General features: G+C 39.3%; 20 protein-coding genes. 15 read left to right on the top strand and 5 right to left on the bottom strand.

What is annotated here, in order from left to right; genetic code table 11:
• Nucleotides 1–99 precede the first annotated feature (99 nt).
• On the top strand, nucleotides 100–2,982 hold the full coding sequence (locus CWB78_RS00260; protein ID WP_138593881.1) for an insulinase family protein: 2,883 nt from the start codon (nucleotides 100–102) through the stop codon (nucleotides 2,980–2,982).
• Nucleotides 2,983–3,037: 55 nt separating this feature from the next.
• A complete protein-coding gene (locus CWB78_RS00255) occupies nucleotides 3,038–3,580 on the top strand; it encodes a GNAT family N-acetyltransferase (RefSeq protein ID WP_502705090.1) in 543 nt (180 codons plus the stop codon).
• Here CWB78_RS00255 and CWB78_RS00250 read toward each other — a convergent pair.
• The 3 genes from CWB78_RS00250 to CWB78_RS00240 are packed head-to-tail and all read right to left on the bottom strand — an operon-like array spanning nucleotide 3,567 to nucleotide 7,065.
• The gene (locus CWB78_RS00250) at nucleotides 3,567–4,184 is read right to left on the bottom strand and encodes a PqiC family protein (RefSeq protein WP_138593880.1); all 618 of its coding nucleotides are present in this window, start codon (nucleotides 4,182–4,184) and stop codon (nucleotides 3,567–3,569) included. The two genes, CWB78_RS00255 and CWB78_RS00250, sit on opposite strands and share 14 nt — an antisense overlap.
• A complete protein-coding gene (gene pqiB / locus CWB78_RS00245) occupies nucleotides 4,184–5,839 on the bottom strand; it encodes an intermembrane transport protein PqiB (protein WP_109875241.1) in 1,656 nt (551 codons plus the stop codon). The genes CWB78_RS00250 and pqiB overlap by 1 nt, the downstream gene beginning before the upstream one ends.
• Entirely contained in the window at nucleotides 5,836–7,065 is a 1,230-nt protein-coding gene (locus CWB78_RS00240; RefSeq protein ID WP_010389020.1) for a paraquat-inducible protein A, read from the bottom strand. The genes pqiB and CWB78_RS00240 overlap by 4 nt, the downstream gene beginning before the upstream one ends.
• A 140-nt stretch (nucleotides 7,066–7,205) precedes the next feature.
• On the opposite strand from CWB78_RS00240, the gene CWB78_RS00235 reads away from it, so the two are divergent.
• A complete protein-coding gene (locus CWB78_RS00235; protein ID WP_075170269.1) occupies nucleotides 7,206–7,976 on the top strand; it encodes a substrate-binding periplasmic protein in 771 nt (256 codons plus the stop codon).
• Between the two features lie 3 nt (nucleotides 7,977–7,979).
• Here the strand turns inward: CWB78_RS00235 and CWB78_RS00230 are convergent, their stop codons facing one another.
• A complete protein-coding gene (locus tag CWB78_RS00230; RefSeq protein ID WP_055011960.1) occupies nucleotides 7,980–8,789 on the bottom strand; it encodes a thioesterase family protein in 810 nt (269 codons plus the stop codon).
• A gap of 239 nt (nucleotides 8,790–9,028) precedes the next feature.
• Between CWB78_RS00230 and dnaK the strand changes: the two genes are divergently transcribed.
• From dnaK to CWB78_RS00175, 11 genes are all read left to right on the top strand, one after another.
• A complete protein-coding gene (gene dnaK / locus CWB78_RS00225) occupies nucleotides 9,029–10,948 on the top strand; it encodes a molecular chaperone DnaK (protein WP_010389017.1) in 1,920 nt (639 codons plus the stop codon).
• A gap of 215 nt (nucleotides 10,949–11,163) precedes the next feature.
• Entirely contained in the window at nucleotides 11,164–12,303 is a 1,140-nt protein-coding gene (dnaJ, locus tag CWB78_RS00220) for a molecular chaperone DnaJ (RefSeq protein ID WP_010389016.1), read from the top strand.
• 102 nt (nucleotides 12,304–12,405) lie between these two features.
• Entirely contained in the window at nucleotides 12,406–12,867 is a 462-nt protein-coding gene (ybaK, locus tag CWB78_RS00215) for a Cys-tRNA(Pro) deacylase (RefSeq protein ID WP_010389015.1), read from the top strand.
• 152 nt (nucleotides 12,868–13,019) lie between these two features.
• Nucleotides 13,020–13,388 (top strand): response regulator, encoded by a 369-nt coding sequence (locus CWB78_RS00210; protein ID WP_010389013.1) that lies wholly within the window; start codon nucleotides 13,020–13,022, stop codon nucleotides 13,386–13,388.
• Nucleotides 13,389–13,519: 131 nt separating this feature from the next.
• Nucleotides 13,520–13,771, top strand: coding sequence for a hypothetical protein (locus tag CWB78_RS00205; RefSeq protein WP_010389011.1), 252 nt, complete (start codon nucleotides 13,520–13,522; stop codon nucleotides 13,769–13,771).
• Between the two features lie 161 nt (nucleotides 13,772–13,932).
• Complete coding sequence (locus CWB78_RS00200; RefSeq protein WP_010389010.1) at nucleotides 13,933–14,196, top strand: CBU_0592 family membrane protein; 264 nt, start codon at nucleotides 13,933–13,935, stop codon at nucleotides 14,194–14,196.
• A 172-nt stretch (nucleotides 14,197–14,368) separates the two neighbouring features.
• Nucleotides 14,369–16,099 (top strand): sensor histidine kinase, encoded by a 1,731-nt coding sequence (locus tag CWB78_RS00195; RefSeq protein ID WP_010389009.1) that lies wholly within the window; start codon nucleotides 14,369–14,371, stop codon nucleotides 16,097–16,099.
• Nucleotides 16,092–17,459: a sigma-54-dependent transcriptional regulator gene (locus tag CWB78_RS00190; protein ID WP_138593879.1), complete on the top strand. Its 1,368-nt coding sequence runs from the start codon at nucleotides 16,092–16,094 to the stop codon at nucleotides 17,457–17,459. Before CWB78_RS00195 ends, CWB78_RS00190 begins: the two co-directional genes overlap by 8 nt.
• A gap of 174 nt (nucleotides 17,460–17,633) precedes the next feature.
• Nucleotides 17,634–18,590 (top strand): porin, encoded by a 957-nt coding sequence (locus CWB78_RS00185; RefSeq protein WP_138593878.1) that lies wholly within the window; start codon nucleotides 17,634–17,636, stop codon nucleotides 18,588–18,590.
• Between the two features lie 11 nt (nucleotides 18,591–18,601).
• On the top strand, nucleotides 18,602–20,077 hold the full coding sequence (locus tag CWB78_RS00180) for an SLC13 family permease (protein ID WP_138593877.1): 1,476 nt from the start codon (nucleotides 18,602–18,604) through the stop codon (nucleotides 20,075–20,077).
• A gap of 188 nt (nucleotides 20,078–20,265) precedes the next feature.
• Nucleotides 20,266–21,684, top strand: a complete 1,419-nt coding sequence (locus CWB78_RS00175; RefSeq protein ID WP_138593876.1) for a coniferyl aldehyde dehydrogenase — start codon at nucleotides 20,266–20,268, stop codon at nucleotides 21,682–21,684.
• A 68-nt stretch (nucleotides 21,685–21,752) separates the two neighbouring features.
• Here the strand turns inward: CWB78_RS00175 and CWB78_RS00170 are convergent, their stop codons facing one another.
• Entirely contained in the window at nucleotides 21,753–22,478 is a 726-nt protein-coding gene (locus tag CWB78_RS00170) for a tetratricopeptide repeat protein (RefSeq protein WP_010389004.1), read from the bottom strand.
• 311 nt (nucleotides 22,479–22,789) lie between these two features.
• Here CWB78_RS00170 and CWB78_RS00165 point away from each other — a divergent pair, with 311 nt between their 5' ends.
• Nucleotides 22,790–23,653, top strand: a complete 864-nt coding sequence (locus CWB78_RS00165; RefSeq protein WP_054201234.1) for a DUF6279 family lipoprotein — start codon at nucleotides 22,790–22,792, stop codon at nucleotides 23,651–23,653.
• Nucleotides 23,654–23,685: the final 32 nt, after the last annotated feature.

Genomic DNA, 23,685 nt, shown 5'->3' with positions numbered 1-23,685 from the left:
TAATTAGTAGCATAGTATTAATTGATAGTGGTAGTTTATAGCTGATTTAGTCTTTTTAAAACGCTAATACCCTATTCTACGATAACGGATAAAACTAAAATGAAACACATCATCGGCTTAAGTGCAATTGCACTAGCAATATTAAGCGGTTGTTCAAATACCGCCACTCTTTCTCAATCACCACAAACCTCACTTTTATCACCCACGCTCGTTGTAAGCCCTAACGATAATCGTGAATATAAAACCTTGAAACTTGCTAACGATATTGAAGTGATTTTAGTCTCTGATCCAAGCGCAGAAAAATCAGCGGCTTCACTTAGTGTAGGTGTAGGTCTGTTACACGACCCAATGAGCCAACAAGGCATGGCGCATTACCTAGAACATATGTTGTTTTTAGGTACGGAGCGATACCCAGACACTAAAGGGTACTCCGATTTTATGACTAAAAACGGCGGCGCGCATAATGCTTACACTTGGCTCGATATTACTAACTACATGTTTAAAATTAATAACGATGCGTTTGATGAAGGCTTAGACCGCTTTTCAGACTTTTTTAAAGCCCCTAAGCTTTACCCAGAATACACAGAAAAAGAAAAAAATGCAGTAAATGCTGAATGGTCAATGCGTCGTGAAATGGACTTTTTCGGCCAATTTAAACTTGCACGTAAAATGATGGGTGATCATCCGGCTAACCGATTCTTAATTGGTAACCTTGAAACCCTAGGCGATAAAGCTGATAGTTCATTACACAAAGAAACGGTTGATTTTTATAATAAATATTACTCATCAAATATTATGAAAGTGGCGCTTATTTCGAACTTACCAATTTCAGAAATGCAGAAAAAAGCACAAAAATACTTTGCTGACATTGAAAATAAAAATATTGAAAAGCCAAGTGTTACAGCTAGCTTAGATTTTGATAATGCAGGTGGTAAACGTGTTTTTTACTCACCAAATGAAGACGTAAAACAATTACAACTCGATTTCACAATTACTAATAACCAAAATGAATTTGCAGTAAAACCTAATCGCTTTGTTGCCTATTTACTTAGTAATGAAATGCCAGGTAGTCCAGCGCAAATATTACGTGATAAAGGTTGGGTATCTCAGTTATCAGCCTCTGCCTCTCCAAATCAATATGGCAACTACGGTTCTTTGAACGTGAATATAGAGCTGACTGATGAGGGTATGAAAAACCGCGAATCAATTGTCGCGACAATCATGCAATACATTGACTTGATTAAGCGTGAGGGCGTTAATAGTAAGTACTTTAATGAAATTCGCACCTCTTTAAATAATCAGTTTAAATTTTTAGAAAAGGGCGATGAGTTTAACTATGTCAGTGCGTTGACTCAAAGCATGCAAGATTACCCGTTAAATCATGCTATAAACGCACCGTACTACTATGCTCAATTTGATGCTGATGCGGTGAACAATGTACTTAAGCAACTTAATGCCGATACACTTCGCATCTGGTATATTTCTCAACAGGAAGATACAGATTCTGAGCTGCATTTTTACGATGGCAAATATAAAATTAACGATATTAGCGATACAGAAATTGCCAGCTGGGAAAAACCAAGTGATTTTAATTTAGCATTACCAAGTGTTAACAATTTACTACCAGAGAGTTTTGCTATTAAAACGCAAGCTTTTAAAGAGCAGAAGCATCCTGAGCTTAGCTATGATAAAAACGGCGTAAAAATTTGGCGCCAAGCAAGTCAGCAGTTTGCAGAGCAGCCTAAAGGTTTAGTTGAGGTGTATATCAACACGCAAACAGGTTTGCATGATATTAACTCAACCGTACTTTATTCTGTTTGGGCTGATCTGTATAACACTCAATTAAGTCAGTTACGAACTGAAGCTGCCATTGCTGGCATGAACGTTAATTTAAGCTCAAGTAATGGATTGGTGCTATCGTTAAGTGGTTTTACCGATAAACAAGATATTTTACTTAAACAAGCGTTAGCTGGGTTTGATGCTGAAATTTCAGTACAAGCGTTTAATCAAGCGATTGACCGTTATCAGCGAGATTTACTGAATCAGCAAAAACAGTTCCCTTATGCACAAGCATTTGGTGAGTATTCAAAGCTGACTCGTACTGGCAGTTTCGATACAGAAGCGCTAATTAAGGCTGCAAAAACACTAACGCTTGCTGATTTACACGCTTTAAAGCAAAGCACCTTAGCGAATAATAACTTACGTGTATTTAGCTACGGTAACTACAACCAAAAAGACATTGATGCTATTGCTGCTGAGTTAGCGGCTATCTTACCAAGCAAACATACTCAAACGGAGTTTGCACGCAGTAAAGCGTGGTTACCGCAACCGGGTGAAGCGCGTGTATTACACAAAGATATTGATGTCGCCGATGTAGCTGTGGTCGATATGACCATTCACCCAACTCCTGGTTACAAACAAAAAGCACAGGCAGCTGTATTGCAAGGTCACTTTAGAACAATCGCGTTTGATAAAATGCGTACTGAAGAGCAACTTGCTTATGCAGTAGGCGCATTAGCGCGTCCTATTGAAGATTACTCAGGTATTGGTTTATTTATTCAAACACCAGTGAAAGGGCCGAAAGACATTCAAGTGCGCTTTGACAAGTTTAAAAAAGAGTACGCTTCTGAGCTTAATGCCATGAGTGAGGAAACATTTGCACAGCTTAAAAATGCAACTTTGGTTTCGTTAAAAGAACAGCCAAAGAATTTAAGCGACGAAATGAGTCCATTGATTAACGATTGGTATCGTGAAAACTTTGATTTTGATTCAAGACAAAAATTAATTGCAGAGGTGGAAAAAGTCACGCTTGCTGATATTAAAGATTACTACCAGCAAACAATGTTAAACCCAAAAGCAGCACGTTTAAATGTGCAGCTACGCGGCACTAAGTTTAGTGATAGCGAGTTTGCTGATTTGCCAAATCAAACTAAAGTGACGAGTTTAGATGCTTACTACAGCGATATAAAATTGCAAAAGTAAGTTTGAAATTACTCTAAAACCAAAAAACCCAGTCATTGTTGACTGGGTTTTTTTAATGTCGTTAAATTATAGTATTGGACACCAAGGAGTTATTTTGAATATTGCTTTTAAAACTGAACGTTTACTTATACGCTTCGCACAAATAGCAGATGCGGCGGAGTTACTTAAGTTAGTTAATCAGGCCAACTTTATTAAATACATTGGTGATAAAGGTATTTACACTTTAGACGACGCTAAAAAATACATCAAAGACAGTTTTATATCTGCCCACAAAGAACACGGTTTTGGGCCTTATATAATCACACTTCATGATGAAACGGTTATTGGTATTGTTGGTTTTTATCAGCGAGCGACTATGCAACATCCCGATTTAGGGTTTGCGTTAAAAGACGGCTTTGAAAAAAAGGGATATATTTTTGAAGCAGCTACAATACTTTTAAATAACAGACATAAATTAGGTATAAAAGATGTATGCGCAATTACTTCAACGGCTAATTTAGGATCTCAAAATGTACTATATAAACTAGGTTTTACTGAGGTGGGTAAGGCAGTCACTAATGCTGATAAAACCACCATCAAAGTGTTTATTTATGATTGAGTCTTGTTTTTTCAATTTCTTTTGCCGCAAGAATGTTGATTTGTTGCCACATTTTTTCAAGAGTCGCCACCAATGAATCATAGCCATCATCATCGATTGGCATAACAGATGAAAAATTATGGATGCTTAGTAAACGTCTACCTGATTCTGGGTGAGTGTAGTATAAACGCCATAGCCCTGAAATATCTGCATTACCTTGCAGATCACCGTTAAAGTGGTGTAGTTCGTATTCTAATTCGTAAAATGTTTGTTGCTGTTGGTCGGTAATGACCGGCAACCCTTTAATAACCATCCAGTTGGTCATGGTATTAAATAATGTTTGCTGCGCGCTGGCACTCAGCATAACATCTGGTGATTCCCCCCATAGATGATAATTAGCAGCATGAGTTTGATTACTATCTACTTTCATCGCAATACCCCGATTATTCAATGCCCCTCTTAAGGTAACTGTTTGCACTCTGAGTTGTGCCTGTGTATCTTGCACATTACGAGAAGAGTCATTAATGGGTTGCTCAAACTGGTAATATTGAGTTGCAGTTTGAATAGCCGAACTACAACCACTGATAAAGAGCACACTTGTTAAAAGTAAAAATAGTGCTTTCATTATTGTTTCCTCGGTTGCGGGTCACTAGGCAGTGACTTATCAAAAATGAGCATGTTAGGCTGTTCGTTTAAACCACGAGTAAGTGGTTGGAATTCTTCAGATAAACGTTTAATTTGTAGCAGTGTTTGTTCAAGCTGGTGGTGCATTTGAGATCCTGCTTGGTAGCTTGCCATTGTTTTATCGAATTGGCGCATGGTTATTTCAAACTGTTCCATGCTTTTGGTTATTTTTTCGAGATTACGATTAAAGTCACCGGGTAAATTTTGGGTATCAGGTTTACTTAATAATATGCGCATCTCGCTGGCCAATGCCTGATACTCGCTAAAGGTTGTTTGCATTTTTGCCAAGCTGTCTTCAATTTTTAAATTATTTACCTTATTCAGTACATCAGACACTTGGTCAGCAAGCACGGTTATCCCGCTCGATACACTAGGAAATACATCATATTGAGCAAGCTTTTTAAGCTCGCTTTTAGGGGTGTCGGTATAAAAGTCAAAATCAACATAAACTGCACCGGTTAACAAATTCCCTGGCTTTAATGATGCCCTCATACCATTTTTTATCCACTCGATTATGCTTGATTTCCAATACTCTTTAGCTAAGGCGTTGTTGTGGTATAAACGTCCATATTCCACTTTGATCAATACAGGGACAGCGGTGTTTTTAGCACGAAAGTGAGCGGGTTTGCCATCTATTATTACGTTCGCGGGAGCTTCAACTACAGTACCTATGCGTGTACCGCGATATTCTACTGGCGCACCTACACGTAACCCACGAATGGATTGTTCAAATTCGATAAGGTAATAATCAAAGTCATAAAAGCGTTCTTCTAGAGCTTGTTTGTAACTTTGACTTAAAGAAAAGCTATGACCGTCTTTTGCCAAATCGCCGGGAGCTTGCTGGTCAGGCAAACCAACAGAAATACCACCTTTTAATAACTTGCTCAGTGAACCGGTGTTAATATTTATGCCATCAGCAGAAAGATCTATTTCTATTCCTGAGTTAACCCAAAAAATAGAGTTTAAGGTGATCAAGTTCTCGTAGGGAGCTTTAATAAAAATACCGTATTGCATTGCTTGGTTTTTCCAATCAAAGGTGGCGGTTTCTATTTGGCCTATTTTATAGTTTTTAAAAAATATGCCAGTACTCACATCGAGTACTTCTGCATTGTAACTGAGCAACTTAAAGCGTCCACCTTGTACATCTTTGCCTATTAATGCAGGCTCTTCTTGAAGTTTAAACTGCTTCTTTAATTGTTTGCTCTCGCCTGGTGAAAACTCTAAATAAACCCCTGAAAGTAAAGTACTCATACCAGTAATGCCGGTTTCATCTATGCGAGGTTTTACAACCCAAATGCTGGCATCTTCGGTAAGTAAATTATCGTAATTTTTATCTATTTGTGCCCGAGCTATTACGCTGTCTTGGCTGTCGGAAAGGCGTATATGATCTATTTGACCTATTTTTACACTACGCACTTTAATTTCTGTTTTACCAGCAATAATGCCCTCGGCTTGCGGCATAGTGATGTAGATTGTTTGCCCTTTATTTAATTGATACTGATAAAGCATCCAAATACCAACAAATAAGGCAACCGCTGGAATAATCCAAATCGCAGAAATCCGTGTTTTTTGTGCTACGTTGGCTGTTTTAGTCATGCTTTATTCTCTGCGTTTTTATTTTTAGGTGAATCCCACAGTAAACGAGGGTCAAATGCGTGTGCTGCCATCATTTGGCATAATACCATAACAGTAAAAAAGACGATGCCTAAACCCGGTATAACCGACATTAAGTTTCCTAACTGCACAAGTGCGACTAATATAGCCACAACAAATACATCAATCATAGACCACTTTCCTATAAATTCAGTTAGTTGGTACACTTTTGTGTAACCTTTTGTATAAAGGTTGGCAGGCTTTGTAACCATAATGCACAAAAAGCTTAAAATAAGCGCCTTGGCTAATGGCACCACTACACTTGCAAAAAATATAATCAGCGCAATAGGGTACGAGCCACTATTCCATAAGGTAATTACACCGGAAATAAGGGTTGCAGGAGTTTCATCTCCTAGGCTAATAGTGTACATAATGGGCAGTAAATTTGCCGGGATATAACAAATGAGTGAAGTAACTAACCATGCCGCTGCCTTTTGTACGCTGTAGGGGTTTCTTAAATATGTTTTGCTATGACAACGAGGGCAGGTGGATTCGATACTTAGTTGGTGGCAAACATGACAGGCTTTTATATTGTCATCTATCGCACGCTCTATGCCAGCACTACCTTCAAGTCGAGTTGCAGGGCTTACCTGAGACCATAACCGGGCACGATTCAACCGTGTTAACGCACTAACATATAAAACTACAAATCCCACATAGGCAAAAAAGCTAGTGCCAAAACTAACATCAGCTAATGACATTATTTTAACCATACTAACCAAAACACCAATCAAAAATATTTCTGACATGATCCAAGGTTCAAGTGCCAGGGTAAATTTTAATAGTCTTCTTGCAATTGCTTGCGGAAGTGTTTTAAGTGCTCCTAAGTGCAATGGGATTAAAATAATGAGCAAGCTCATAGGTAAAATAATAATGCTAATATCAATAAATAGGCCAAGTAGGTCACTATCATAATTAAATAAAATACGAGCAGCGTCAGGTAGGGTAATCGTTTGGGTAATACCGTTGCTACTAAAAGAAATAAATGGATAAAACATACTGCTGAGCAACATCAGCAGTGCGCTGAGGCTCAGGGCGACTATTTCGATGTCATTATTAACATTAATACCGCGAATCTTATGGTTGCAGCGAGGGCACAGTGCGACTTGCTTTGCATCAATGTCGGGAATATCAATGATAAGATCACAGCTTGGGCAGGCAGTTTGCAAAATGTTAGCTTATAGTTAATTCAATAATTTAAATATTGCTATAATTAATAGCTAAATACAAACACTGCGGCTAAATTACTAACAATATAATAAGAAAAGTAACCCCAACAACTGAAAATAAAAACGGATTAGGTGATAGTGTGAAAGTGGTATTTTTATTAGCCTTAGTGTGTTTATGTGGCGATAGCTTGGCCTTTGTTAAAGGTATTAATCAGCAGCGAGTTACTATTGCTGCTAACCCTACAGTTGCACCTTATGTAATAAGTGAAAATGATTCAGGTATTCAGCTCGAGATTGTAAAAGCAGCACTTAGTAACCAAAATATAAATAAGGTTGATGTGCAATATATGTCAAATCAGCGTGCCGATGCCTTATTGAACCGAGGGCATGTCGATATTGCATTAAATTATTCGGGTATTTTAATTACTGGCATATATCGAAGCCAATCTGTTGTCAGTTATGAGAATGTAGTGGTGAGTCTTAAAAAGAGTAACTTCACTATTAATACGATTTACGATCTGGCCACTAAAAGCGTTTTAGCATTTCAAAACGCACCCGCTTATTTACCAAAAGAGTTTGGCCACAACTTAGAGAACTTGAGAGGGTACGAAGAAGTACTTAATCAACAAGCGCAGATACACCATTTAATGGCAGGCTGGGTTGATACGATTATTCTCGATAGACGCATATTCCTTTACTACTTAAAGGAATATCAAAAAACCAATGCCACAAAAGATTTTGTTATCCATGCTATTTTTCCATCTGCGGCAAGGCCTGCGTACTTTAATAATGATATGCTGAGACAGCAGTTTGACAAAGGCTTGGCCAACATAATTCAAAGCGGTGAATATCGCACCATAATGCTTAATTTAGATAAACAATATACCCAGCGCGACTTCACTCGTTTTTAGTTGTTAATCAAATAACGCCACGGTTTGGCGAGTTAAGGCTATAAGCTCTCCTGATTGCGACCAAATACAGCCATCTTCAAGACCATACCCATCTTTTGAATGATGAGTGATTGCTTCAAACCCCAGCCATTCACCTGGCGCTAAGTTAGGCGCTTGTACAAACTCTAAATACCACGACATGCTACTTGCCGGTGCTGGTTGTTTAAACATTTGCAGCAATGTTGGCGGCCATGCGTCAGTAAGGGCAATAACATGGGCTTCAGTAATTTCTTCTGGCGTATGTTTAAAACGCATCCAACCACCTAAATGAGAGGTCTCAGCACTGCTAAACGGCATGGCTCCTTGTTGAGGGCACAAATCAACATGTTGAAAAAACTCTGGCATTTGCCCAGGCACAAACCCTAAGCAGTGACGTTCGTTCACAGGGTGTAAGCTTAGCGACTTTGATACCGGTACATTAATTGATGAATTACGATTTTTAGCAAAACAGGCCTGCACAATTACGCATACTGAATCATCCTGAATTGCTTTGGCGAGCACTTGGGTGCTGCTTTTCCCTTCACGTAATATTTCTACCGACAAAGAAAATGGCTTTTCAGCCAACAAAGGGCCTACAAAGTTTGTGCTTAAAGAAAGCAGTCGTCTTGTTGAATCAACTTTATTGCGCATTGCTTGATAAAGAAGCGCCGCAGAGAGTCCGCCAAAAGCCGTTCTACCTTGGCACCAATTAGCAGGGAACTGCATAGTATTGGTTTCTGGGCCTGTTTTCTGACTTACTTGAGAGGCGAGTTGTAATAATTGTTCAAAGTGCACAAATAATGTCCTTTTGATGTTATTTACTAAATTTATATCACACACAAACTCATCAGACCAGATAATAAAGGTCCTCTTAAATAACAAAAAATGAGCAATCCTTACTCTTTTTAGGGTTATTTAGTAAATAAATTAAAAAAAATGAATTTTTTTTCATTTTTACAGTTGAATTAAGTTTGTAGCATCCCTATTAACTAGTCATCGAACGTATTAACGAATTTAGAAGTTGGAGAAGATTCATGGGTAGAATTATTGGAATCGATTTAGGTACTACTAACTCTTGTGTTGCAGTACTTGATGGTGACAAAGCACGTGTTATTGAAAATGCGGAAGGCGATCGCACAACCCCGTCTATTATTGCTTACACGCAAGACGGTGAAACGTTAGTAGGTCAACCTGCAAAACGTCAAGCGGTAACTAACCCAACAAACACATTGTTTGCAATTAAGCGTTTAATTGGTCGTCGTTTTGAAGACGAAGAAGTACAACGTGATATCGGCATCATGCCTTTCAAAATTATCAAAGCTGATAATGGCGACGCATGGGTTGAAGCGGGCGGCGAAAAACGCGCTGCACCACAAATCTCTGCTGAAGTACTGAAAAAAATGAAGAAAACAGCTGAAGACTTCTTAGGTGAAGAAGTAACTGAAGCGGTAATCACAGTGCCAGCATACTTTAACGATTCACAACGCCAAGCAACCAAAGATGCGGGTCGTATCGCGGGTCTTGAAGTAAAACGTATTATTAACGAGCCAACTGCTGCAGCGCTTGCATACGGTATGGATAAAAACCGTGGCGAAAACGTAGTAGCGGTATATGACTTAGGTGGTGGTACTTTCGATTTATCAATCATTGAAATTGATGAAGTTGAAGGCGAGCACACATTTGAAGTTCTAGCGACTAACGGTGACACTCACTTAGGTGGTGAAGATTTCGATAACCGTGTTATCAACTACCTAGTAGCTGAATTTAAGAAAGATCAAGGTATTGATTTACAAACTGACCCACTTGCTATGCAACGTGTTAAAGAAGCAGCAGAGAAAGCAAAAATTGAGCTTTCATCAGCACAATCTACAGAAGTTAACCTTCCGTATGTAACCGCTGATGCGTCAGGCCCTAAGCACATGAATGTTAAACTAACACGTGCTAAGCTTGAGTCACTAGTTGAAGACTTAGTAACTAAGTCAATTGAACCGCTTAAACGCGCACTTGCTGATGCAGACCTATCTGTGAACGATATCAACGATATCATTCTTGTGGGTGGTCAAACTCGTATGCCACTTGTTCAAAAAACAGTAGCGGAATTCTTCGGTAAAGAGCCACGTAAAGACGTTAACCCTGATGAAGCAGTTGCAGTAGGTGCAGCGATTCAAGGTGGTGTACTTGCTGGCGACGTGAAAGACGTACTATTACTAGACGTATCACCATTATCTCTAGGTATTGAGACGATGGGTTCAGTAATGACGGCACTGATTGAGAAAAACACCACGATTCCTACTAAGAAATCGCAAACATTCTCAACAGCAGAAGATAACCAGTCTGCGGTAACCATTCATGTGCTACAAGGTGAGCGTAAACGTTCAAGCGACAATAAATCTCTAGGTCAATTTAACCTAGAAGGTATTCGCCCAGCACAACGTGGTACACCACAAATCGAAGTAACATTCGATGTGGATGCTGACGGTATCTTACATGTATCTGCTAAAGATAAAGACACAGGTAAAGAGCAAAAAATCACTATTCAAGCATCTTCAGGTCTAAGTGACGAAGAAGTTGAAAAAATGGTTCGTGATGCAGAAGCACATGCTGAAGACGATAAAAAGTTTGAAGAGTTAGTAGCTGCACGTAACCAAGCTGACGCACTTGTTCACGGTACACGTAAACAAATTGAAGAAGCGGGTGATGAATTACCAAGCGAAGACAAAGAAGCGATTGAAGCGGCTGTTGTTGACCTTGAAGGCGCTATTAAGAGCGACGACAAAGCAGAAATTGAAGCTAAAACACAAGCACTTGCTGAAAAGTCTCAAAAACTAATGGAAATTGCCCAAGCTAAAGCACAACAAGCGGGTGGTGATGCCGGTGCAGAGCAACAACAGTCTGCTAAGCAAGACGACGATGTTGTTGATGCAGAGTTCGAAGAAGTTAAAGACGACAAGTAATTGTTACTAACGCTTCTCGCTAACCGAAAACACCATGACTACATTGTGTGTTTAAGTTAGGATGAACACCTGAGGCGCGTAGGCTAAAGCTTAACGCGCCTTTTGCATGTAAGAGATGCAAGTAAAGTGCTTTAAAAATTCAATGATAAATCGATATGATTTATCGGTTTGTCCAGCAGCTAGCGCTGCACATAGAAAAGAGTAGTGTGATAGATATGTCAAAACGCGATTATTACGAAGTCCTCGGCGTAAGCAAAGATGCGAGTGAGCGAGACATAAAAAAAGCGTATAAACGCTTAGCGATGAAATATCATCCAGATCGTACCGCCGGTGATAAAGACCTTGAAACCAAGTTTAAGGAAGTAAAGGACGCTTATGAAGTGTTAACTGACTCGCAAAAACGTCAAATGTATGACCAATACGGCCATGCTGCCTTCGAACAAGGTGGTGGCGGTGGTCACGGTGGCTTTGGTGGCGGTCAAGGTGATTTTGGTGATATTTTTGGTGATGTATTCGGTGATATTTTTGGAGGCGGCGGTGGCCGACGCCAATCTCGCCAGCAGCGTGGTTCAGATTTACGTTACAACATGGATTTAAGCTTAGAAGAAGCGGTTCGTGGTAAAGACGTTGAAATTAAAGTACCGACTTGGGTTAGTTGTGACCCGTGTGATGGCAGCGGTGCCAAAGCGGGTTCTAAGCCAAAAACATGTACAACATGTCACGGTGCTGGCCAAGTACAAATGCGCCAAGGCTTTTTTGCCGTACAACAAACATGTCCAACATGTCATGGACAAGGTCAAATTATTTCAGATCCTTGTAACAAATGTCATGGCCAAGGCCGTGTAGAGAAAACCAAAACACTATCGGTAAAAATTCCAGCAGGTGTTGATACAGGTGACCGTATTCGTTTATCTGGCGAAGGTGAAGCTGGTATGCACGGCGCACCAGCAGGTGATTTGTATGTTCAAGTGTCGGTTCGTGAACATAAGATATTTGTTCGTGAAGCGAACAACTTATACTGTGAAGTGCCTATTAGCTTTACTACAGCAGGCCTTGGCGGTGAAATTGAAGTGCCAACATTAGATGGCCGTGCGAAACTTAAAATACCTTCAGAAACACAAACGGGCAAAATGTTCCGTATGCGTGGTAAAGGTGTTAAGTCTGTACGTAGTGGTGCTCAAGGTGACTTAATTTGTAAAGTGGTGATTGAGACACCTGTGAATCTTAACGAGCGTCAACGCGACCTGCTTACTGAACTTGAAGAAAGCATGGGCAAAGATAGCTCAAAAAACCGTCCAAAAGAGCAAGGCTTTTTTGATGGCGTTAAAAAGTTTTTTGATGACCTGACTAAGTAATTATTAGGGTTAACAGAACTTAGGTAAAAACGGCGCTTTTTTAAGCGCCGTTTTTTTGTTTAATATGGTAAGTTATCAGAAATTTATTAAGGACAATATCAGATGACCCCTGCAATAGAACAGCTAAAAAAATCCCGAATTAAATTTGATATACTCAGCTATGAGCACGATGTAAACAATACTAATTATGGCCTTGAAGCAGTTGAAAAGCTAAATCTTAATAGCGCTCAAGTATTTAAAACATTGGTGTTAGAAACCTCAGAACAACAACTAATTGTTGCTGTGACGCCAGTTACTCAGCAGATTAATTTAAAGCAATTGGCTAAGCTCTGTGTAGTAAAAAAAGTAATGCTGGCAGAGCCGCAAAAAGTACAGGCAAGTACAGGATATATTTTGGGAGGCGTTAGTCCTCTTGGACAAAAAAAGCGCTTAAAGACCTACATACACTCAAGCGCATTAGACTTTGATACTATTTATGTGAGCGCAGGTAAGCGAGGACTTGAAATTACACTCAGCCCAGCATGCTTAGCTGAGCTTATTCAAGCTTCGTTTGGTAATTTCTAATGCTGACTTAATTATCAAACTTGCGTCGTGTAAATAAAACTGATTATTTGCTTCAACAGCTTTAGTTAACTAATGTAAATACTACCTATAGCAGTTTTTGTTAATTCATTTTAATGAAGATTTGTTTGTACCTACTTTGGTTAATCATTCGTATGAGAATATTAGTTGTTGATGACATGCCATTAATGCGACATGTGCTCATTAATATGTTGAGGCAGTTAGATTATAAAGACATTGTTGAAGCAACCGATGGTCTGCAAGCGTTAACTATACTTAAAAATCAACTTATAGATTTGGTTATAACAGATCTACATATGCCAAAAATGGATGGCCTTACCCTACTTGATGCTATTAGAAAGGATACTGAGCATGCTCAGCTCCCCGTACTTATGGTGACTTGTGAAGACAGCTCTGAGACTGTAAAAAAGATAATTAATGCAAAGGTATCAGGGTTTATTATAAAGCCCTTTAGTATGAATGTGCTGTCAGCTCAATTAACACGTTTAGCTAATAAAGTTTAATCGCACAATATTTTTAATCTAATTACTTAATAAACATAACTCTGATTATTAATTCCTACGCCCATCAATTTCTTTTCTATCATGTGATAGCATATGCTATTAACTAATCAAAAAGTAATGATTGAGGAAGTATGGCTAAGCCCAATAAAAAAGGGCCTACAAAAACGGTCGATATATTTTGTTCTGCGTGTAAGGCACCGTTATTCAAATACCGTAAAGGGGGGAAAGGTGCTTTAGTAAAATGCTTTATAGAAAGAATAACCCAAGATCACACCCATACTGAATGCGTATGTCCAGGCTGTGAGCGGCCTTTTGCTCGCCCAGCGACTATAAGAGGAACTGCAGCTTATAAAATGATAGGTGGTAAAGTCACTTTTAAATAAAGTAGCTATTTAACCCAAACTATCAAGAGGCGGACATAAGCCCTTGTTTGCTTTTTTTTCACTGGTAAACTTCGCTGGTTTTGCTGTTTCAATGATTGAAAAAAACCCTCCCCATGGATTGGGCCAGTCAGTTGGGTTTTAAAATGGAAAAGGATAGACGTGTGATTGCACTTTTATTTGATATTGTTGGTATGAGTGGCACTTTTTTAGTGGTTGGTTCGTTTTTTTTACTGCAACTAAATAAAGTATCGCCAAAAAGTTTGACGTATAATTTAATGAATTTAAGTGGCGCTATTTTGTTACTTATTAGTCTTTGCTATAACTTTAACTTAGCGAGTTTTGTAATTGAAATATTCTGGATCGCAGCCTCATTAATTGGTTTGTATAAGTACTTCAAAGACAAGCCAGCGCTTGCAAAAGCGTAGATTAAGCTAAAACAGCATCCCCTTGCAGGGAATTAAACCGTGAGATATTTTTAGTTTCACGGTTTTTTAGTTTTAATACACTTGTTAACAAAAAGTTTCTTCTGCAAAGACCTATAAATCGATACAATAGTGGCTATTACTTATTATTGGCACCTTGGTGTCATAGGCGTTTATGTTCTCCATCCCTAAAAAAATTATTTTTGCTTGTATTCTGTTAGTGCTGTTATTAGTGGTTACATTTTCATTTGGCCGTGCTTATGATTTAGGCCAAGCTAAAATTCAAGCTGACCAACAGGTCATTCAATTAAATAATTATATTGATAATGAACTCGCGCGCTTTGCAGCTATTCCTCAGCTCCTTACTGAAAATAATTTATTGATTCGTTTTACTAATAATGAATCACAACACTTCAATGCAATTAATAATTACTTGGCTGATATTCAACAAGCCAGCGGTGCCTCAGATGTATACATACTAGATACTCATGGCGACGTTATTGCCAGTAGCAACTGGCAAACCGACTATACGTTTTTAGGGAGCAACTTTGCATTTCGGCCTTACTTTAAACAAGCTTTTGCCGGAGAAAAGGTCGCCTACTTTGCTCTTGGACAACGCTCGAAAGAACGCGGAATATACTTCTCGCAGGCTATTTACCAAGATGGCAAAGCCATTGGCGTTGTGGCACTAAAAATTAATGTCGCTAAATTTGAAAACGATCGTTCGTTATTAAATACTTCAAAAGGCAGTCATTTTTATTTGCAGCTTGCGGATAAAATTATTGCTATGTCAGATGAGCCAGCATGGCGTTTAAACACGTTTACAGAGCTTGATATTACTACACGCCGCGATATTAAACAGCGCCGTGCTTACTTAGATCATCAACCGTTACAAATAAAGCAGCAGCGCTACAAAAGTCAGGGCATTGAGCAATTTAAAATTGCTAAAGATGAATATGTTGCCGCTTCAAGACCACTGACACACCTAAATGCAACGATGACGGTATTGGTTGATATTTCAAGCATAAATGCATTACAGGTGCCCAGATTGTTATGGCTGGTGTTGTTTTATTGGGTATTTATTTTTGTCGGATATAGCTTATTGGCACGCTTTGCCGGATATAAAAAATTACTGTACTCGCGTCACAGTTTAGAACTTGAAGTATTAGAGCGCACCCAAGCGCTTGAAAAAGCGCAAACAGCACTAGTACAGTCGGCAAAATTAGCCACAATAGGGCAACTAAGTGCGGGTATTAATCATGAAATTAACCAGCCACTGAGCGCCATGAACACTTATTTGGCAAGCGCTAAAATTTTCCTCAAAAAGGGGAAACTCAATGCATTAAGTGAAAATTTAATTATTATTGAGAATTTGGTAGAGCGGGTGCATAAAATAGTGGCGCAGCTTAAACACTTTAGTAAGCCGGCGACAATGCAATTGCGACCACATCCACTGTCGGCGTTATTAAACAATGCGTTGATGATCACCCACCCGCAACTTAAACAAGACGATGTGAACGTCAGTGCTCCGCAGTTTTCGCAAGAGATCACGGTGTGGGTTGATGCATTAAAATTTGAACAAGTACTGGTTAATGTGATCACCAATGCGTCACAAGCAATGAAAGGTGAGCCTAAACGAGAGCTTAGTTTCGATGTTGAGTGTTTTGAGGAGCGCGTTAAGCTTTCTATTTTAGATAGTGGTCCAGGTATTGAACACCATGTGCTGGGATCTATTTTTGAACCCTTTTACAGTACCAAGTCAAGTAATGGTTTAGGGCTGGGCTTATCAATATCAAAGCAAATTATTGATTCATTTAATGGTTACTTAACGGCGCACAATCGTCCTCAAGGCGGTGCACAGTTTATTATTAGTTTATCAAGCATAGAGGCCCCAAAAAATGATTGAAGCCGTTGTTTGTAAGCAAGTGGTTGTTATTGATGATGAGGCGATGATCCGTGATTCGTTAAATCAGCTTTTAACCCTCGAAGGGTATGAGGTGCAGTGCTTTAGTGATGCTAGTATTGCTTTAAGCCGTTTAAGTCGCAATTTTTATGGCGTTGTCCTCAGTGATATAAATATGCCCACCATGGATGGTTTAACTTTTATTGAGCAGGTAAAAGCATTTGACAGTGAACTTCCGGTAATATTTTTAACAGGTTATGCCGATGTTTCTGTAGCGGTTAGAGCAATGCAATTAGGTGCTTATGATCTATTTGAAAAACCCCTGAACGAAAATTTATTAGATTGCATTGCTAGGGCCTCAGACAAACGTGCTTTAGTTATGGAAAACAGAGCTCTGAAGCGTGCGGTTGAAAAGACCTCTGCGCCCGGTGTGCGCATTTTAGGCGAGACCCTTAAAATGCAGCACATGATGAACTTACTCAACACAGTGATTGATACACCTGCAGATGTATTAATTGAAGGTGAAACTGGTACAGGTAAAGAATTGGTTGCCCGTTATTTACACGATCATAGTAACCGTTCCAGCTGTCAGTTTGTGGCTATTAACTGTGGTGCGGTGCCTGAGCAACTAATAGAAAGTGAATTGTTTGGTGCTGTTAGTGGTGCATATACCGGCGCAACACAAGATCGCAAAGGCAAGTTTGAGTTTGCACAAGGCGGCACGGTTTTTTTAGATGAAATTGAAAGCACTCCCTTGTCACTACAAGTTAAATTACTACGGGTGCTTGAAGAGCGAAAAGTTACTCCCGTTGGTGCAAATAAAGCCATTGACCTTGATATTCGTATTGTTGCGGCCACTAAGGTCGATTTACTTTCGTTGGTAGAAAAAGGTGAGTTTAGAGCCGATTTATACTATCGATTGAGTTTAGTTAAAGTCAGCATTCCCGCGTTAAGAGATAGAAAAGCCGATATTCCTTTGTTGTTTAAGCACTTTAGCTCTATTGCGGCCACTCGTTTTCATAAACCTTTAGGTGCGCTTAATATTGAGTTACAACAGCGCCTACTTGCGCATGATTGGCCAGGTAATGTTCGTGAATTAAGAAACCAGGCTGAACGAGCGGTACTACTTGGCCCCGATCTGGCTTTTGCACAGAGTGACTCAAGCAGTAGTGGCTCGTCGTTATCATTGGACTTAAGCCTTGCAGAAAAGGTCAGCTTTTATGAGCAGTCTTTAATAGAGGAAGCCTTAGAGCTTAATCATGGCAGTATTAAAGACACCATGGCAACGTTGCAAATCGCGCGCAAAACCCTCTACGATAAAATGAGTAAACATAACCTTAATCGAGATATGTTTACCGATTAGTGGGTGGAAATGGTGATAGTAGGTATTTAAAGTGTGTGGAAATCCGCACATTTTAAAGCTTTTTATCATGGTTTTATTTTTTAAGTCACTGAAATTTATTGTTATTATCTAGTTGGTCATGTTCTTGCTCTACAGTTGTAGACAACAAGTAACATCACATAATTAGGATACATAATGAAAAATAATCTATTCCAAGGTTCAGTACTTGCTGCGTTATGCAGTGCTGCCACACTACCTGTAACAGCGTTTGCTGCAGATTACACTGTGTATGGTAAAGCCGAAGTACAAATTGCCAACACCGATACTGGCATTATGCGTTACGCAGATGAAGGCACACAAATAGATGCCCCTTTTTCGCGTATTGGTATTAAAGGGGACCATAAATTAAATGAGTATTTTACTGCCGTATTTAAATACGAGGTTCAAGTTAAAGGTTTTGAACACGACGATACCAATGAGCCTTTTGCAGCACGCAATACTTATCTTGGCCTAAAAGGTGCTTTTGGTGAAGTGGTCGTAGGGCGAAACGACACTCGCTTTAAATATTCAGAAGGCAAGCTTGATAACTTTAACGAAACCCAAGCAGATATTTCACAAGTTATTGCCGGACAAGACCGCTTAGGCGACACCATTACTTATACCTCTAAATACTGGCACAATGCACAGTTTTCATTTACCTATGCGCCAAAAGATGACAACAAAGATAACGAAGCAGGATTTGCGGCAACCCTGATTTATGGTGACCGTAGTTTAAATAAAACACCTTACTCTATTTCAATTAGCCATGTTGACTCACTTAATAACATTAAAGCAAGTCGTGTTGCAGGCGTGTATAAATTTGAAAAGCTAAAATTAGGTGCGTTATACCAACATTCAGAATCAATTGATGGTACTAAATCAGGGAATGGTTATGTGTTAAGTGCAAGTTACAAGCTCGATAAATGGGTTCCTAAAGTACAATTTGCAAAAGATGATTCAAAACTACGTCAAGCATCAGACGCTACTCAGTGGACTACCGGTGTAGACTACATTTTTGATAAGCAAACTACCGCTTACCTTTTATATACTGACCTCGACCTAGAAGAGAATGCTGATAGTAGTGTTGCGCTTGGTCTTAAATATAAATTTTAAAGGCTGTTAATATGACAAAACGTATTTTAGAAAATAACGCCAATAAAAAGCCGTTTATACAGTGGCTGTTATTATTACTTGGTCCGTGTGTAATGTTACTGACCTGTTTAGCTGAGCCGCCAGTAGGAATGTCGGCAGCTGCATTTAAAACTGCAGGCTTAGCATTTTGGATGGCATCGTGGTGGGTAAGTGAAGTTGTGCCCATTCCTGCTACTGCATTACTTCCGTTAGTGATTTCACCTATAGTAGATATAGCGGCTATAAAAAGTGTTGCAGCTCCTTATGCGCATCCGCTGATCTTTTTATTTTTAGGCGGTTTTTTAATCTCAATTGCAATGGAGCGTTGGGGGTTACATAAGCGTATTGCATTAAGAACTATGCTTTATGCAGGTAAAAAACCAAGCTTACAAATTTTAGCCATGATGTTAGTGACTGCATTTTTATCAATGTGGATGTCGAATACCGCTACCGCAGTAATGATGTTGCCTATTGCCTTATCTATCACTCATTTAGTTAAAAGTTCAGATCCTAGTAATGAGGGGTTTGGTAAAGCACTTTTACTATCTATTGCTTATGGTGCGAGTATTGGTGGTATTGCTACTTTAATTGGTACTCCTCCAAATGCATTAATGGCTGCGTACCTATCAGATAGCTACCAGATTGAAATTGGCTTTGCCCAGTGGATGATAGTTGGTGTGCCATTAGCACTTGGCATGTTAATCATCAGCTGGATTTGGCTAACTAAATTTACCTACAAAGTTGATGCGAATGTACAAGCAAACAAGCGAATTGATACTAAAGCGGTATTCTCTTCGCAGCTAAAAGAATTAGGTGAAATGCAACGTGCTGAAAAGGGCGTGTTGTTTGTATTTGCGTTTGCAGCTATTTGTTGGATATTTAGACCATTACTAGGCGATGTAACCGGCCTTAAAATTTCAGATACGGGTATTGCTATTGCAGCGGCATTATTATTATTTGTACTACCTGCAAATAAAGGCAGTGATGAGCGAATTTTAGATTGGGAAAGTGCAGCTAAAGTACCTTGGGGTGTGTTGCTTTTATTTGGGGGTGGCTTGACGCTAGCCTCGCAAATTAAATCATCTGGATTAGCTATCTACATTGCCAACATGATTGAGGGTGCCAGTGCAATTCCTTTAGTTATGAGCATTCTTGTGGTGGTGGCACTCATTACTTTCTTAACGGAAATTACCAGTAATACGGCAACAGCCGCAGGCTTTTTACCATTACTAGGCCCAGTTGCTGAGTCAATAACTGGTAGCCCGTTAGTGTGGGTTATTCCAGCTGCGATTGCTTGTAGTTGTGCGTTTATGATGCCAGTAGCCACACCACCCAATGCGATTGTGTTTGGCTCGGGTGAAATTAAAATGAAAGACATGATCCGTGCTGGCTTTGTGTTAAATATTGTCGCTATTGTTTTAATTACCGTAGTAACAATGACCATAGCAGCCCAGGTTTTTGGCTTTTAAGAGCTCCCTCTAATTAGCTAACAAAACAGATAGCCGATGCACATAAAAGCTGTGCATCGGAATGAGTTCCAACCAACCTTATGAGTGTTTTTGCAACGCTTTTCATTATGTTGCAAAATCACTCTTTATTGCTCGAGTAACAGATCAAGGTTATAGTCTTGAAAACGTTATAAATCGAGTAGCCTATTTTGACCACTGATACATTATCTACAGGGACTTTGCGTTCACAATTTAATGAACTAAAGCACTCTTTTGAAGACACCCCTTACTTACCCATTGAGCAACGCCTTGCTTTACTCAAGAAAGTACGCGCTAACATTGTAACGCTAGAGCAAGACTTAATTGCTGCAGTATCTAAAGATTTTGGTTACCGAACGGCCTTTGATACCTTAGTGGGGGATATTTTGCCCACCATGCAGGGGCTTGCACATATTATTAAAAAGTTACCTCGCTGGTCTAAGCCTAGTCATCGCAGCGCGGGGTTAAGCTTATGGCCCTCAAAAGTAAGTGTAACCTATCAGCCTATTGGCGTGGTGGGTGTGATTGCACCGTGGAACTATCCTATTCAATTGGCATTGGTACCGGTCATCACCACGATTGCAGCGGGCAACAGGGTTATGCTAAAGCTCAGTGAATTTACGCCTAATACCAATGCGGTTCTTGAAAAAATATTTATAGGTGAATTAAGCCAACACTGCACCATTATTCAAGGTGGCAGCGAGGTGGCGAGTGAGTTTTCATCATTACCCTTTGCACATTTATTATTTACTGGCTCAACAGCGGTCGGTAAGTTGGTGATGGGCGCAGCGAGTAAAAATTTAACACCAGTCACTTTAGAACTAGGCGGAAAATCGCCAGTCATTGTGTTAGAAAAAGCAGACGTAAATAAAGCCGCTCGTGCTCTATTATTTGGCAAAATGGCCAATGCAGGGCAAATATGTGTGGCTCCTGACTACGTATTTGTTCCTAAAGCACTAGAACATCAGTTTATTAAAGCTTTGTGCACACTTTATAAAAAGCACTTTAAGCAAGGTGTTGAAGGGAAAAACCTGACCTCTATTATTAGTCCAGCTCATTATCAACGTCTGCTAGGTTATTTAGAACAAGCACAGCAACAAGGCGCTAAAATAACAAAGCCACTTGAGCAAAATCAACAAGACGCTGAAAAACACCGGATGGGTCTGCATATTGTGACGCATGTCACCGACGAGATGCAATTAATGCAAGAAGAGTTATTTGGGCCTATTTTACCGATTATGAGTTATGACAAATTAGATGATGCGCTTAATTATATTCGACTACGCCATCATCCATTAGCGGTTTATATTTTGGGCCAAGACAAGCAAGTGCAACAGTACATTATTAAGCAAACACTTAGCGGAACCGTTGCCGTTAACGATACATTAATACAAGTAGCTGCCGATGATGTACCATTTGGCGGGGTGGGTCATTCAGGAATGGGGCATTATCATGCTAAAGAAGGCTTTTTAACCTTTAGCCATGCAAAAAATACCTTAGTATCAGGCTCGTTTAATCCGCGTATAGGTTTATTACTTAAACAAAATAAATTACTGATCAAAGTGCTAAAGTGGCTTTATGTAAAATAGCCTGTAGTACTTAAAATAAAAAAGCTGAATGAATCACTTCATTCAGCTTTTTTAGTTATTCTTTTGGCTTAAAACATTCGCCCTTCACCCGCATAAGTACCCGCTAAAATTTTATTATAAATAGCATCGGCTTTTTCTTTAGCCTCAGCGACTTCCTTAGGGAGCATAGTGCGTTCATCAAGTTTACGACTGTGACTAGCTTGCATATTACCGTTATACTCAGCAATGGTATTCCACACATACGACATTTCAAGGTTTTTTGGCATTCCTAAGCCTTCGAAATACATCAGTGCTAAATTAAATTGTGCAAGAGTGTAATTATTTGCGGCGGCTTTTTCATACCATGTTCTGGCGGCTTTATAATCTTGGCTCACGCCATCGCCGTTGGCGTACATTACCCCTAAATTATACTGTGCAGCAGGAAGGTTTTTATTGGCTGCTTTCTCAAATAAGCTAATAGCCATTTGTTTGTCTAACTTTACGCCATTGCCTTCGTCATACAATACTGCAAGTGCAAACATCGAATCTACATGATTCTTTTTAACTGCTTGTTGATAAAGCTCTGCAGCTTTGTAGTAGTCGCGAGTAACTCCATGTCCGCCCTCGTACAACTTACCTAGTTCGTAAATACCTGGGGCATAGCCTTTGTCTGCAAGGTAATTAAACTCTTTTAGTGCTTCCTCAAATTGCCCTGCGTTTGCAGCTATTATGCCTTCCTCAAGCCCTGCATAAGCATAAGGTGTAGCAAGTATAATGCCCGCAAAGAACATTGCTTTTAAATTAGACTGTGACATATGCATGTCTCCAAATTAGTTATCGTTGTTGGTAAGCATCATAACGATTAATCATTTACTTCTTACTCGAGTAGCTAATAAATTATGAGCTAAATCAATAACGCCAACGTTTATAAATTAGATATACAAACGTATTAACAAGTAGCTTTAACTATAGCTCAAAAATTCTAAACTTAAGCACATAGCTATGATATAAATTGCGTTAGCTTGCGATTCTATAGAAAAATGAAAAAAATAAAAGCAAGCAGTAGCTTACATAATTACTTATGATGATTTTTGGCAACCAAAGCATCATACAACGGGGTCTTTTCATGTTAAATAATTTAAAAAATATAAAACTAGGCAAAATTATTTTTATAACCAGTTTGTTATTTATTACCAGCTGTTCAACGACATTTGCCTATAACAACCTAGGTTGGTTATCGTCATTTTGGATAGATGATTACGTTGATCTTAATAAAAGCCAATCTAAGCAGTTAAAAGCGATTATTAACGACACCCGAGATTGGCATCGTGAAGTTGAATTACCAAAATATAAAGCCGATTTACTCGACCTAAGACAATTGCTAAACAATGAAGCCGATACTGCGCAGTTGATGGATAAAATAACCCAAGTGAAGCAGCATTGGCGAAACTTGCTGTTGCATACTAGTGACCCTTTAATTGAGTTAGCGCTGACCTTAACCCCATCACAGCGAAGTGAAATGGTAGAAAATATTCGCGAGCAAATTAATGACGAAATCCAAGAGCACGCTTCATTAACTAAAGAGGAGCACCAACAGCAACGCTTAGAGAGACAACTAGATTACTACAAGCAGTGGCTTGGCAAACTCACTTCTGAGCAGCAAACGCTCATATCACAAGCCAATAGTGATCATACCCCTACCAGTGATTTATGGTACGACTATAAACTAACTCGTTTAGCCGCACTTGAAACCCTTTTTAGCCAGCAAACACTTAGCGAGGCAGAGTTTACCCAGCAATTACACACCATTATCACTGAGCGTGAGCAATATATGAGTAATGAGCTGCTTGAGCAAAATGAACAAAATTTAAAAGCTTATGCGCATTTGCTACTCAAGTTAAATAAAACGCTGAGCGTTAAACAGTTAGCGCATGTTGATGAAGAATTTGCAGCTTTAGTGGGTACTGTTAATGACTTGCTTACAGATTGAGGTTGTTTTCTAGTTCTTTTTACTTGTTTTCA

Origin of the sequence: Pseudoalteromonas sp. S1612 (genome assembly GCF_005887175.1) — a bacterium.
In the GTDB taxonomy this organism is placed as follows: domain Bacteria; phylum Pseudomonadota; class Gammaproteobacteria; order Enterobacterales; family Alteromonadaceae; genus Pseudoalteromonas; species Pseudoalteromonas undina.
The sequence above is the reverse complement of the archived record's forward strand: the minus strand, read 5'-3'. Positions and strand labels throughout refer to the sequence as shown.

Bases quoted from the DNA above. Each gene is read 5' to 3' on its own strand.
- CWB78_RS00165 (WP_054201234.1), top strand. From the start codon at position 22,790: ATGTTAAATAATTTAAAAAATATAAAACTAGGCAAAATTATTTTTATA.
- CWB78_RS00185 (WP_138593878.1), top strand. From the start codon at position 17,634: ATGAAAAATAATCTATTCCAAGGTTCAGTACTTGCTGCGTTATGCAGT.
- CWB78_RS00170 (WP_010389004.1), bottom strand. From the start codon at position 22,478: ATGTCACAGTCTAATTTAAAAGCAATGTTCTTTGCGGGCATTATACTT.
- ybaK (WP_010389015.1), top strand. From the start codon at position 12,406: ATGACCCCTGCAATAGAACAGCTAAAAAAATCCCGAATTAAATTTGAT.
- dnaK (WP_010389017.1), top strand. From the start codon at position 9,029: ATGGGTAGAATTATTGGAATCGATTTAGGTACTACTAACTCTTGTGTT.
- CWB78_RS00195 (WP_010389009.1), top strand. From the start codon at position 14,369: ATGTTCTCCATCCCTAAAAAAATTATTTTTGCTTGTATTCTGTTAGTG.
- CWB78_RS00205 (WP_010389011.1), top strand. From the start codon at position 13,520: ATGGCTAAGCCCAATAAAAAAGGGCCTACAAAAACGGTCGATATATTT.
- CWB78_RS00250 (WP_138593880.1), bottom strand. From the start codon at position 4,184: ATGAAAGCACTATTTTTACTTTTAACAAGTGTGCTCTTTATCAGTGGT.
- CWB78_RS00210 (WP_010389013.1), top strand. From the start codon at position 13,020: ATGAGAATATTAGTTGTTGATGACATGCCATTAATGCGACATGTGCTC.
- CWB78_RS00180 (WP_138593877.1), top strand. From the start codon at position 18,602: ATGACAAAACGTATTTTAGAAAATAACGCCAATAAAAAGCCGTTTATA.
- CWB78_RS00260 (WP_138593881.1), top strand. From the start codon at position 100: ATGAAACACATCATCGGCTTAAGTGCAATTGCACTAGCAATATTAAGC.
- pqiB (WP_109875241.1), bottom strand. From the start codon at position 5,839: ATGACTAAAACAGCCAACGTAGCACAAAAAACACGGATTTCTGCGATT.
- CWB78_RS00255 (WP_502705090.1), top strand. From the start codon at position 3,038: ATGTCGTTAAATTATAGTATTGGACACCAAGGAGTTATTTTGAATATT.
- dnaJ (WP_010389016.1), top strand. From the start codon at position 11,164: ATGTCAAAACGCGATTATTACGAAGTCCTCGGCGTAAGCAAAGATGCG.
- CWB78_RS00190 (WP_138593879.1), top strand. From the start codon at position 16,092: ATGATTGAAGCCGTTGTTTGTAAGCAAGTGGTTGTTATTGATGATGAG.